Origin of the sequence: Sagittula sp. NFXS13, from assembly GCF_040148795.1 — a bacterium.
GTDB classification, from domain to species: Bacteria; Pseudomonadota; Alphaproteobacteria; order Rhodobacterales; family Rhodobacteraceae; genus Sagittula; species Sagittula marina.
Genome location: NZ_JAGEMH010000001.1, coordinates 869,569 through 880,563 on the forward strand (window position 1 = coordinate 869,569; position 10,995 = coordinate 880,563).

At 64.2% G+C, this 10,995-nt stretch carries 13 protein-coding genes; 6 read left to right on the forward strand and 7 right to left on the reverse strand.

The window, feature by feature from the left end:
* Nucleotides 1–9: 9 nt before the first annotated feature.
* The 7 genes from J4E08_RS04115 to J4E08_RS04145 form a co-directional block, all read right to left on the reverse strand.
* Nucleotides 10–381 carry a glyoxalase superfamily protein gene (locus J4E08_RS04115; RefSeq protein ID WP_349537394.1) on the reverse strand — a complete coding sequence of 124 codons (372 nt, stop codon included), beginning with the start codon at nucleotides 379–381 and terminating at the stop codon, nucleotides 10–12.
* A complete protein-coding gene (gene hmuQ / locus J4E08_RS04120; protein ID WP_349537395.1) occupies nucleotides 378–704 on the reverse strand; it encodes a heme-degrading protein HmuQ in 327 nt (108 codons plus the stop codon). The genes J4E08_RS04115 and hmuQ overlap by 4 nt, the downstream gene beginning before the upstream one ends.
* Before the next feature lie 10 nt (nucleotides 705–714).
* Nucleotides 715–1,479, reverse strand: a complete 765-nt coding sequence (locus J4E08_RS04125) for a ChaN family lipoprotein (protein WP_349537396.1) — start codon at nucleotides 1,477–1,479, stop codon at nucleotides 715–717.
* A 9-nt stretch (nucleotides 1,480–1,488) separates the two neighbouring features.
* Complete coding sequence (locus J4E08_RS04130) at nucleotides 1,489–2,271, reverse strand: heme ABC transporter ATP-binding protein (protein WP_349537397.1); 783 nt, start codon at nucleotides 2,269–2,271, stop codon at nucleotides 1,489–1,491.
* Nucleotides 2,268–3,335, reverse strand: a complete 1,068-nt coding sequence (locus tag J4E08_RS04135; protein WP_349537398.1) for a FecCD family ABC transporter permease — start codon at nucleotides 3,333–3,335, stop codon at nucleotides 2,268–2,270. The genes J4E08_RS04130 and J4E08_RS04135 overlap by 4 nt, the downstream gene beginning before the upstream one ends.
* A 3-nt stretch (nucleotides 3,336–3,338) precedes the next feature.
* Entirely contained in the window at nucleotides 3,339–4,244 is a 906-nt protein-coding gene (locus J4E08_RS04140; RefSeq protein WP_349537399.1) for a heme/hemin ABC transporter substrate-binding protein, read from the reverse strand.
* Nucleotides 4,245–4,409: 165 nt separating this feature from the next.
* Nucleotides 4,410–5,468, reverse strand: a complete 1,059-nt coding sequence (locus J4E08_RS04145) for a hemin-degrading factor (protein WP_349537400.1) — start codon at nucleotides 5,466–5,468, stop codon at nucleotides 4,410–4,412.
* 197 nt (nucleotides 5,469–5,665) lie between these two features.
* On the opposite strand from J4E08_RS04145, the gene J4E08_RS04150 reads away from it, so the two are divergent.
* From J4E08_RS04150 to J4E08_RS04175, 6 genes are all read left to right on the forward strand, one after another.
* Nucleotides 5,666–7,714 carry a TonB-dependent receptor domain-containing protein gene (locus J4E08_RS04150; RefSeq protein ID WP_349537401.1) on the forward strand — a complete coding sequence of 683 codons (2,049 nt, stop codon included), beginning with the start codon at nucleotides 5,666–5,668 and terminating at the stop codon, nucleotides 7,712–7,714.
* A gap of 173 nt (nucleotides 7,715–7,887) precedes the next feature.
* Nucleotides 7,888–8,328: a hypothetical protein gene (locus J4E08_RS04155; RefSeq protein WP_349537402.1), complete on the forward strand. Its 441-nt coding sequence runs from the start codon at nucleotides 7,888–7,890 to the stop codon at nucleotides 8,326–8,328.
* Nucleotides 8,325–9,005: a MotA/TolQ/ExbB proton channel family protein gene (locus tag J4E08_RS04160; RefSeq protein ID WP_349537403.1), complete on the forward strand. Its 681-nt coding sequence runs from the start codon at nucleotides 8,325–8,327 to the stop codon at nucleotides 9,003–9,005. The genes J4E08_RS04155 and J4E08_RS04160 overlap by 4 nt, the downstream gene beginning before the upstream one ends.
* The gene (locus J4E08_RS04165; protein ID WP_349537404.1) at nucleotides 8,998–9,375 is read left to right on the forward strand and encodes a biopolymer transporter ExbD; all 378 of its coding nucleotides are present in this window, start codon (nucleotides 8,998–9,000) and stop codon (nucleotides 9,373–9,375) included. The genes J4E08_RS04160 and J4E08_RS04165 overlap by 8 nt, the downstream gene beginning before the upstream one ends.
* Complete coding sequence (locus tag J4E08_RS04170; protein WP_349537405.1) at nucleotides 9,375–9,761, forward strand: ExbD/TolR family protein; 387 nt, start codon at nucleotides 9,375–9,377, stop codon at nucleotides 9,759–9,761. Before J4E08_RS04165 ends, J4E08_RS04170 begins: the two co-directional genes overlap by 1 nt.
* Nucleotides 9,758–10,882 carry a TonB family protein gene (locus J4E08_RS04175; RefSeq protein WP_349537406.1) on the forward strand — a complete coding sequence of 375 codons (1,125 nt, stop codon included), beginning with the start codon at nucleotides 9,758–9,760 and terminating at the stop codon, nucleotides 10,880–10,882. The genes J4E08_RS04170 and J4E08_RS04175 overlap by 4 nt, the downstream gene beginning before the upstream one ends.
* Nucleotides 10,883–10,995 lie beyond the last annotated feature (113 nt).

Below are 10,995 nucleotides of genomic sequence, written 5' to 3' on the forward strand. Positions count from 1 at the left end.
GATGTGGCTTTAGTCCGCGGTCGCTCTCTGGTCGAGGAAGCGCAGACGGTTGCCGAATGGATCCGTTACTGACATCTCCAGACCCCAGGGCTGCAGATCCAGACCCGGGCACATGTTGGGATTTTCCGGAAGCGCTGCGTGAAACGCCCGCAATCCTTCAGCATAAACCAGCGCGGTGGATCCGGGCGTGGCATCGCCGTGATGCTCGCTCAGGTGCAGGTGGAAGGTGCCCAGACGCAGAAAAGCATAGAGCGGCGCGCCCGGGTGGAAGCGGTGCTCGCCCTCCCAGTCGAACTGGAGCCAGTCGACGTAGAAGGCGCGCGCCAATGCCGCATCAAAGCTGCGGAACACCGGCGCGCTGTGGCTGACACGCAGGGTCACGCAGGTAGCTTGGCGTCAATTTGCTGGATCGCGGTGAACCCTTCAAAGCGCGGTGCCCCCTCGTGCAGCTTGCGCGTCTGACCGGCGCGGGCGTGGGCAGCGCGGAATTCCTCGCTGGTGGTCCAGGCGCGGAACTGCGCCTCCGTCTGCCAGACTGTGTGCGAGGCATAAAGAATGCGGCCGTCCGTCTCGGGGCCCTTCAGCATGTGGAAGGACACGAAACCGTCCATGTCCTGAAGCCGGCTCTCACGGCTCAGCCAAAGATCCTCAAACTCTGCGGCATTTTCCAGCGGCACGGTAAAACGGTTCATCGCAAGATACATGGGAGTTTCCTCAGTTGGATGTCAGGGAATTGCAGGGGTCATCGCGCTCTGCGGGCGGCACGAGGCGGAAATCGTCGAACGGCACGCTGCTGTCCGCTTCGACGAAGCCGAGGGCGTAGGTGCTCACATCCGGGGCGGCGCGGCCGATCATCGCAGGAATGCCCCAGTCGGTGCGTGCATGACCATTGCCGGCTATCACAGCGATGGGCGGGCCGTAGGTCTCAAGCGCATCGAGCGCTGCCCGGGCAAAGACCGCGTCGCGATAGCGCTGGACCGCGACCATCCCGCCCATCATGTCCAAAGGCATAGCCTCGCAATGCGCCTCGAACTGAAGCTGCATCCGCGCCTCCAGCTGGTCCTCTGGCAGCTCCGTGTCCAGCCCGAAACGTCCAGCCTCCGGCCCGAAGAGCGTGGCGGCCCCGTTGGAATAGACACTGCACACCGCCTCGCGCGGGGCGGCAGCGCCTAGGATGCGTGCGTCGCCCAAACCGTCAAAGATCGGCGCATAGATTTCGAAGTCGCGCCAACCGCTGGCCTCCCACGCGTCGGGGATTGCGTCGCGATCGGCATCGGCTTTGCGCGCATGCTCCGCTGTCAGCATCTCGAAGACGACAGCGGTGGGTTTCAGCTCCCTCAGGGCGGCGGCCTGCCCCAAATGTGCATCCGGATTGTCATGGACCTCGCCCAGAATGACGATATCGGTCACGGGATCAGCCACCGCGGGTATCGCGAGGCAGAGCAGCAGGACAGCGGGGATGGAGGCATTGATGGGCATTGTTATCCTTCAGGCAGTGGCCGCGTGCGGCAGAATATAAGGTGTTCCAACGGGTGGCGGTGCCGAAACGCGCAGGTCACAGCCATAGGCGCGCGACAGGATGCCATCGCTGAAGACCTCGCGCGGCGTGCCAAAAGCCAGACGCCGCCCCTCTGCCAGCACAGCGACACGGTCGGCGAACATCGCTGTGAGGTTCAGGTCATGCATGACGGCGATCACTCCCCCGCCCGCGCGGGCGAAATCGCGGGCGATTTCCATGACCTGCAACTGATGCGCGATATCGAGGCTTGAGACCGGTTCGTCCAGCAATAGCCAACGGGGGCGCCCGTCTTCGATCGGGGACCAGACCTGCGCCAGCACGCGGGCCAGCATCACCCGCTGCGCCTCGCCGCCTGAGAGTTCCTGAAAGGTCCGTTCGGCGTAGTGAGCAAGGCCGACCCTGGCCAGCGCCTGCATCGGCACTTCAGGGCGATCCCCGGCGGTGCCCGCCTGCACACCCAGACGCACGACTTCGAGCACGGTGAAGGGAAAAGCGAGCCTTGAGGCCTGCGGGAGCACGGCACGCTCGGACGACAGCTCCCAAGGCTGCAACCCGTCGATCTCGCGCCCGTTCAGCATGACGCGGCCCGCGTATGGAAGCGACGCGGTCAGCGCCCCAAGCAGCGTCGACTTGCCCGATCCATTCGGCCCGACGATGGCGGTGAATTCGCCTGGCTCTGCACGCAGCGACACGCCGCGCAACGCTTCGCGCCGCCCGTAGAAGACGCGAATATCCTCAGCAATCAGGCTCATAAGTCCACCATTCCGCGTCTCTTCAACAAGATCCAGAGAAAGACCGGCGCGCCAAGCACGGCGGTGACGATGCCGATGGGCAATTCGGCCGGGGCGATGACCACGCGGGCGATCACATCGGCAAGAATAAGCAACGTCGCGCCCAGCAGCGCCGCATTGGGCAAGAGCGTACGGTGATCGGGACCAGAGGCAAGGCGCAGCAGATGTGGCACGACAATGCCGATAAATCCGATCCCGCCCGCGACGGCAACGGCCGCGCCCGTGGCTCCGGCGACCGTCAGGATCGCAATGGATTTCATCCGTTGCACGTCGATGCCGATATGGGCAGCTGTGGCCTCTCCCAGCGCCAGACCGTTCAACCCACGTCCAAGGGTGAGCGACGCGGCAAGCGCCAGCATGACCAGCGGCCCGGCGGCCAGCACCTTGGCCCAGCTTGCACCCGCGAGCGACCCCAGCCCCCAGAACGTCAGGTCGCGCAGCTGGCTGTCGTCGGCGATATAGACCATCACCCCCGACAGCGCGCCCGCCAGTGCGGCCAGCGCGATGCCCGCCAAAAGCATCGTCGCCACCGACGTGCGTCCGTGACGGGTGGCGACCTTGTAGAGCAGGAGCGTCCCGCCCCAGCCGCCGAGAAAGGCGGCGATCGGTACGAGGTGTGGCCCGACCAGCGACGCGAGGCTCAGGGGCAGAAGCCCCCCCAACACGATAGCGAGGATCGCGCCGAGGCCCGCTCCCGCGCCGACGCCGACGATGCCGGGATCGGCCAGCGGGTTGCGGAAGAGCCCCTGCATCACCGCGCCGGAAACGGCCAGCGCCGCGCCCACAAGCGCTCCCATAGCCAAACGGGGCAGCCGGATGTCGAACAGGACGACACGCTCCATCTGGCTCAGATCCTGGCCCTGCGCCAGCTTTGCCAGCAGGGTCGTCAGGCGCACGTCGGTCGCTCCGATCTGCAGGCTCAGCGCACAGGCGACCAACAGAGCAGCCGCCAGCAGTCCGTGCAGTGCACGGGCCCGCGCCACCCTGTCTCGCGGCGTGGTGAAGCTGTCGGTTATAACCGCCACCGCTCAGGCCCCTTCGCCGTAGAGCGCCGCGTTGAGATCGCGCACAGCTTCTGCCGTGCGCGGGCCGAAGCCAAGCAGCAGCAGCGCATCCATCCGCACGACGGAGCGTGTCTGCGCCGCCGGGGTAAGCCGGATCGCGGGCATCTCGAAGAGGGTATCGTCGTCCGCGCCGTGGTTGCCCCCGCGTTTCATCATCAAGATGACATCGGGCGCTGCCAGGCCCACTGCTTCGTCGGTGATCTGCTTGTAGCCGTCGTACTCGGTCACCGCGTTGACGCCGCCCGCCATGCGAATGATCGCATCCGCCTCCGTGCCGGTGCCACTTGCGTTGATTTTGCCGCCCTCGGTCGAGAGCACGAAGAGCACGCGCTTCTTCTCTGCCTCGGGCCGGTCCGCATCGCCAATTGCGGCGGCGAGGGCCTGGCCGACCTCGTCCTTAAGGTCACTGGCCTTGTCTGGCACGTCGAGCGCCGCGCCGATCACATCGATCTTGCGCAGGATCCCTTCGGCATCGAGCGCGTTCGGCACCTCGACGAAGTCCACATCCGCCGCGCGGATCACGTCAAGAGCCTCCACCGGACCCGCGCCTTCCTCGGAGAGGATAAGCGAGGGGCCGACAGAGAGCACACCTTCGGGCGACAACGCGCGTATGTATCCCACGTCAGGGAGCGCCGTTATCTCAGGCGGATAGCTAGAGGTCGTGTCGCGCGCTTTCAGCCGGTGCTGCTCCCCCAGCGCCACGACGATTTCCGTTACCGAGCCGCCGATGGAGAGCACGTCGGCATGGGGGTTCGGCACGCCCGTGCTTTGTTGCGCGCTGACGTTCAGCGGGACCAAGGCCCCGAACATAGACAACAAGATCCCACTACAAGCCGCGAAACCACCGGATTTACCTGCCTTGCAAAACATCGCTTCAATCCCTTTCTTGTATCACCGGCATGCTACTGCTGCCGTTATCCTTGCATCCGTAGCTATCCGGCCAGGGATGGCCGCATCCGTATGTCGTGCTCACGCATCCGGTTACGACTGTCATCGCGACATTGAGAGCGCCGTTGCGCCAAACCTCGCCACGCCTCACGCATCCACGCTTTCAGCGGCGGGAAGCGCCTCCACGATCCGCGTCCAATCGGCGCGTGAATCGCGGCCTTCCTTGCCGAGACCGAAGACCTGGAAAATGATCCCGCCCTCGGCGTCGAATGCCTCGACCGAGACCGCCGGTCCGCGCTGGGTCGGCTTTTCGACGGCCCAGACCTCCGCCACCTTGTCGAGCCGCAAGTGCAGGTTGAAGCCGGGATCCATGATGTTCTGCCATGGCCCCATGGGCTTGAGCGTCTCGACCTTGCCGCTGTGGATCTGGATGCAGCCGCGATTGCCGACAAAGATCATCACCTCGATGCCTGCCGCCTGTACCGCCTGCAGCATGGCATTGGCCGCAGCAGGCTCCAGCGCCCGTACGAAAGGTGCGCCCGCGATGCGATAAGCGCCCAGGCGGTTCATCTTGAGCTTGGAACACAGCCGCAGGAACTGGTGGGTATCGGTCAGCTTTGCCCATTCGGCGCGCAGGACATCGACCTTGTCGGGGCGGGCCTTCGCGGCCTCGGTCGGCGTGCGGGGTGCGACCGCCTGGCCTTCGGACTGATCGTCCAGCGCAAGCTCCGCCACGATCCCGTCCCACAGGTCATGGTTTGATCCGGCACGAAGGTGGATCTTGTGAACCGCGTCGCCCGCTGCATCGAAGATCTGCAACGAGCGACGCGTCGCCTGATCAGCCTCTGACTTTGTTTCGACCGCGTAGGCATGGACCCATTGCGACGGGAAGATTCGCAGGTCGATCTCCTCCGTCAGGGTCATCGCGGCGTGTTCGCCCGAATGGTAATTGCCGTAGGTGCCGACCTTCTCGTGCACACAGGCACCGACACGGGTCAATGCCATGACCTCACCCAGCCGTTCGGCGGCAGGAATGATCAGATCCGGATGGGCTGCGATTCGTGTTGCGCCCTGACCGATTCCGGCGGCCACGAGCTGCGCCTCGGAAATTCCCATGGCATCTGCGGCATCACGGGCGCGCAGCTTTGGATTGTCTGCCAGAAAGGCACGAATGGCGTATGGGTCATATTGGGTGTGCTGCGTCATGGGCGTCCTCGGAGGGTTAATGTTTCCGATGGCTGCGCCCGGAGGGAAGCGGTGCGTGGCTGTCTCTAATTACTTGACTGTTTTAGTTTGATAAGGTTAACGCTGCAACCCATCGCGATAATGGGTATCGCAAAATTATCAAAACCGCCCCGCAAGCCTTCGCAAGCCATGGCAAGAAACACACGAAGGATGCGCCAATGCTTACCTCTCTGATGCGCGGCACGACCGCACTTGTTTGCCTCTCACTGGCCATGCCCGCCATGGCGCAGAACAGCGACCCCGGCTTTCTCGGAACACTGATTCTCACCGCCGGAAAGCGCGACCTCAGCTTTGGCACAGCGCTGTCCAGAACGGTCGTTGACGAGGAAGAAATCAAGGACCGGCAAGCTAGCACTGTGGCGCAGCTCGTTGATTCGGTGCCCGGTGTCACGCTGGTCAACGGCACCACGCCACAGGGTTCGGGGATCAACATCCGTGGCTTTGGCGCCAATACGACCTACGGCAGCGACCAGAAGATCGCCGTCATGATCGACGGCGCCACCGTCGGGTCCGAAGAGATCTACCGCATCGGGACGCAGCTGTTCACCGATCCGCTCCTTTATCGTCAGGCGGAGGTTCTGCGTGGGACCATCGGCAGCTTTGCCTATGGATCAGGCATCGTTGGCGGTGTGGTGAAACTGGAAACAAAGGATGCCTCGGACTTCACTGGCGGCGTGCCGGGCTTTGGCGGTTCGCAAACGCTTGAATACAGCTCGAACGGCGATGGCTATGCCTCCTCGACCAGTCTGGCGTGGATGCCGGCAGAGGGCGCTGAGTTCCTCTTCAACTATACGCTGCGCGATCAGGATGACCTGACTGCCGGAGACGGAAACACGATCGGCAACAGCGCATTCCGCACCCCCTCTTATCTCGCAAAGGCGAAGTTCACCTTCGGCGAGGACGACGCCCAGTCGCTGACTTTCAGCCATTCCCGCACAGTGGCCGATGACAAGGACGTGCCCTACGACCAGTTCCAGACCTCTGCCGACTCCTTCGGAAGCGTGGACCGGGTGACGGATACGGCGCAAAGCACGCTGCAATACCGTTTCAACCCCGTGAACGATCTGATCGATATGACCGCGACGCTGTCCTATGCCGACCAGCAGATCGACACGACATATATCGACGGCAGTTCATCCTTCCAGTTCGGTACCGCGGAAGACTTCTGCGCCAGCGCCTTCACCGGGGTGGTCTGTGCTGACAATCGTTACGAAACCACGAAGCTCACGATTTCCAACCGCGCGCTGTTCGGCACCGGCATGGTTCAGCACGACATGCTGGCCGGGGTTGAGGCCATCCGAAAGGAGCGGCTGGATGCGGCATCGGCACCGGGCGGCACGGATCGGCGGCTGGCAGCCTTCGTCGTGGACGAGATGACCATCGGGCAGGTCACCGTCACGCCCGCGTTGCGGTATGAATCCTCGCGGCTCGAAAGCTCCGAAACGCTGCCCGGTGTCAAGCAGACCTACGAAAAGGATGCGCTCATGGGCGGGCTCGCGTTGGGCTATGACTTCGGCAACGGTGTCTCGGTCTTCGGCTCGGCCGCCTATACCGAGGGTCTGCCGCTGATCGACGATCTCGCCACCACCGCCACATCCCAGCGCCGGTTGGACATGACGGAGAAATCCAGGACCTTCGAATTGGGCGCGGCCTATACCGGGACGGATGTCTTTGCTCAGGGCGACAGCCTGACCCTGCGCGGCAACCTCTACAAGACCGAACTTTGGGACATCACCACCTACACCGCTGTGGGCGACACCACGAAGGACCTCGACCGGGTGGAAACCAAGGGGGTCGAGCTGGAAGCGTCCTATGGCATGGCTTCGGGTCTGTATTTCGACCTCGCCGGCCATGTGGGCGAAGGCACCGAGTTCAACCCCGATGGCAGCAGCGCGACGTGGCGCAACAGCGCGTCGGACCGTGTGCAACTGGGCATCGGCAAGAAGTGGGACGACCGTCTCGACCTGAGCTGGGAAGTCGTTCATGCCGATGACCGCCGTGATGCCACCGGCACCGACCTGTCGGACGTCACGGTCCACAATCTGCGCGCCACATGGCGACCCGCCGATGTCGCATGGATGAAAGGTTCGGAAGTGCGGTTCGGCATCGAAAACGCGCTGGATCGCGACTACGTCGGCCATCTGTCCTCGGCCACACGCAAGGCGCCGGGGCGTACCTTCAAAGTGGCGCTCACCAAGTCCTTCTGAAGCCCGCTGGACCGGGGGCACCCCCTCCGGTCCACTTAACAAACTTATTTGTCGCGTTAAGGCTTGACCTGAAGCGCAGCCCGTCTCAGGCCTTCCTGGTCAGTCAACCCGGTGGGAACGCCCCTTGCCACGGTGCCAGCCATATACCCGACCTCTTGCAGGAGACCGCCAGAATGCCACGTTCATTGACCTCGCTTCTTGCCGTGACCACCATCGCGCTACTGGCCTTGCCCGCCCAGGCGCAGGAGGATGCGTCCGACAAGCTGACCATCGAACTGAATTCCGTCGAAGCGCAGGACGGCAATTGCCGCATGAGCTTTGTCGTTCTGAACGGTTTTGACACCGACCTGAAATCCGCTGTCTTCGAAGCGGTGCTTTTCGACAAGGCCGGTGCGGTGGACCGGATGACACTATTCGATTTCGGGTCGCTGCCGGCGACGCGCACGAGGGTCCGGCAATTCGTGGTGCCGCAGCTGGCCTGCGACAGCCTTGGGCGGGTATTGATCAACGGTGCGCAGACCTGCGAAACGGATATTGAAGCGAGCACCGCGCAAGATGTTTGCGGCAAGGCCCTGAACCTGCGCTCGCGGATCGACGTGGAGGTGATCGGATGATGATGGAATTGCGCAATGCAATCGAGCGGATCTACGACCTTGGCGGGCCAGTCGTGCTTTTGCTCTGCGCCATGTCGGTCATGGTGTTTTCTGTGGTTCTCTACAAGCTGTGGCAATTCCAGGCGGCTGGCGTCGGGCGACACAAAGCGCTTGGGCAAGCGGTGGCGGCATGGGACAGTGGTGATCGGTCCATCGCGCGACAGCACCTCGAAAGGTCGACAAGCTACCTTGCTCCCGTGATCGCCATGGCCATGGACGGTCAGCAGGACGGCGCGCGGCTGGAGGCAGAGGCGGAGATACGCTTTGCCCGGCTGGAGCGTGGTTTCCGGCTGCTCGATTCCGTGGCGCAGCTGGCACCCCTCCTGGGGCTATTCGGCACGGTGCTCGGCATGATCTCCGCATTTCAGGCTCTGCAGGAGGCGGGCAGCCAGGTCGATCCCTCCATTCTGGCGGGCGGCATCTGGGTGGCGTTGCTGACGACAGCGGTTGGTCTGGCCGTGGCCATGCCCACCTCGGTCGTGCTCAGCTGGTTCGAGGCGCGGATGGACAAGGAGCGCGTGCTGGCAGGGCAATCTCTGCGTACGATCCTGTCGCCCGCCGGAAAGGATCAGGGGCGCGGCACGCAGCAAGGGCGCAAGCCGGAACCGGTTGAAACGCGCGGGCCGTCCCATGCGTAAACGCACCCGACGTCGCAGGCTCTCGATGACCTCTTTGATTGACGTCATCTTCCTGCTGCTCTTGTTCTTCATGCTGAGTTCGACGTTTACCCGTTTCTCCGAGGTCGAGCTATCGGCTGCCGGAGCCGGTGGTGCCGCGGCGGCCTCCAGCGACGCACCTCCGTTCTTTCTGCGCCTGGGGCCTGAGACGCTGGACATCAATGGCCGCGCCGTGGCGCTCGACACGCTTAGCGGCGGTTTCGGAGAGACGCAGGATCCCGTCGTGCTGGTCGCTCTGCGGGAGGCTGTCAGTGCGCAACGGCTGACGGACCTTTTGGTGGCCCTGCGGCAGGTGCCCGGGGCCAAGGTCACAGTGCTGGAGCAGTCCTGATGCAACGTCGACGCCGCACATCCGACCGCGAACCCACCACCGCACTCATCAATATCGTCTTCCTGATGCTGATCTTCTTCCTGGTCGCAGGCACCCTCGCGCAACCGCTGGACAAGGACCTGACCCTCGTGCGCACCGCAGACCTCGACAGGCAGAACCCGGCGAATGCGCTGGTCGTGCATGCGGACGGACGGATGACCTATCGCGGGGCCGAGGTCGCCTCCGCCGAGGCGCATGTGGCCGGCCTGACCGAGGAAGAGCGCGTCCGCGTACGGATCGTGCCGGACCGCGACCTGCCAGCGAAGGAACTGGTGCAACTGGGCCGCGCGCTTCGCACAGCCGGGGCCGAAAGCGTGGTCCTGGTGACAGAAAGGGGGCTGGAATGATCGCACACTCTCATACGGTAAAACTCGCGGCAGCTCTCGTCGCGGCCAGTGCCCATGCCGCGGTCGCGCTGGCGCTCCTGACCGGCGAGCCTGTCCAAACTGAAGGTGCGTCGGGCAGTTCCGAGGTGCAGCTGGGCGCGTCCTTCGCGGATCTCGTGGCCGGGACAATGCACGCCGCGGAGACGGAGGATCTGCTGGAGCCGACAGTGGCGGCGAAGCCATCTGCCACAGCCCCGGAAAAGGCGCCCCCCTTGGAAAGGGCGGAGACTGAGCCGCTCCCGCCTGCCGACAAACCTGAGGCCGCGCAACCCCAGCGCCCCCAATCGATCCCGAGCGAAACGCCGCGCGAAAGTGCCAAGGTCATTCCGGAGGCGACAGTTTCCGCGCCGCTTGATACCTTGAGCAGTATTGCGCTCACTCCCTCTGAACAGGCACGACCCGAGCCTCTTCCGGAGCGCATCGCCGCTTTGCCCGTGCAACCTTTGCAGGCGGTGCGGCCTGAGACCTCCGCAACCGGTCCCTTGGCGGAGACGCCACCCGCGGCTGAGACGACGCCAGACATAACACCCGAGGCTGCGACCGAGTCCGTCTCCGGCGAGTCCCCGACCCATGCAAGCGTGGCACGGTCCTTGCGCCCGCCACCCAAGCGCACTGCGGCCTTCGAGGAAACGGTGGCCCCAAAGGCCAAGGTGTTTGAAGCCAAGCAGCGCGCAGCCCGCCCCGCAAGAACAAAGACGCCCGCCGCAGCCCCGCGCGGCAATGCAAAGCAGAACGCCCGCGCCGGCTCGACCAAGGGGTCTCGCGCGGCGACCAACCGCCAAAGCGGGTCCGGCGGCAGAAAGCAAAAGGCGACGGGCAATGCCGCCGCAAGCAACTATCCCGGGGTGGTCATGTCCTGCGTGTCGCGGGCAGGAAGACCCAGTGTGTCCGGTGGCGGCACAGTCCGTGTATCGTTCAGCGTGAGCAGCAGTGGTCGGATTACCGGCGTCGGTCTGGCCGGTCGCTCGGGCAATGCTGCGCTCGACCGCGTGGCGGTTCAACTGATCCGCCGTGTCGGCTCCTGTCCGCCGCCCCCACCGGGCGCGCAGCGCAGTTTTTCCATAAGCATCGCCGCGCGGTGATTTCGCGTCCTATAGAGCAACGTTCGAGGATGTCCGATGGCGGTTATTCGCGGCCTATTCCGCGGGCGTCCCAGCAAAACAGTGGCCTAGAAGCTCCGGATCAAGGCTTTGAT

Coding starts and splice junctions, on each gene's coding strand:
- J4E08_RS04130 (WP_349537397.1), bottom strand. CDS start 2,271: ATGAGCCTGATTGCTGAGGATATTCGCGTCTTCTACGGGCGGCGCGAA.
- J4E08_RS04160 (WP_349537403.1), top strand. CDS start 8,325: ATGATGATGGAATTGCGCAATGCAATCGAGCGGATCTACGACCTTGGC.
- J4E08_RS04175 (WP_349537406.1), top strand. CDS start 9,758: ATGATCGCACACTCTCATACGGTAAAACTCGCGGCAGCTCTCGTCGCG.
- J4E08_RS04155 (WP_349537402.1), top strand. CDS start 7,888: ATGCCACGTTCATTGACCTCGCTTCTTGCCGTGACCACCATCGCGCTA.
- J4E08_RS04165 (WP_349537404.1), top strand. CDS start 8,998: ATGCGTAAACGCACCCGACGTCGCAGGCTCTCGATGACCTCTTTGATT.
- J4E08_RS04140 (WP_349537399.1), bottom strand. CDS start 4,244: ATGTTTTGCAAGGCAGGTAAATCCGGTGGTTTCGCGGCTTGTAGTGGG.
- J4E08_RS04170 (WP_349537405.1), top strand. CDS start 9,375: ATGCAACGTCGACGCCGCACATCCGACCGCGAACCCACCACCGCACTC.
- J4E08_RS04145 (WP_349537400.1), bottom strand. CDS start 5,468: ATGACGCAGCACACCCAATATGACCCATACGCCATTCGTGCCTTTCTG.
- J4E08_RS04150 (WP_349537401.1), top strand. CDS start 5,666: ATGCTTACCTCTCTGATGCGCGGCACGACCGCACTTGTTTGCCTCTCA.
- hmuQ (WP_349537395.1), bottom strand. CDS start 704: ATGTATCTTGCGATGAACCGTTTTACCGTGCCGCTGGAAAATGCCGCA.
- J4E08_RS04125 (WP_349537396.1), bottom strand. CDS start 1,479: ATGCCCATCAATGCCTCCATCCCCGCTGTCCTGCTGCTCTGCCTCGCG.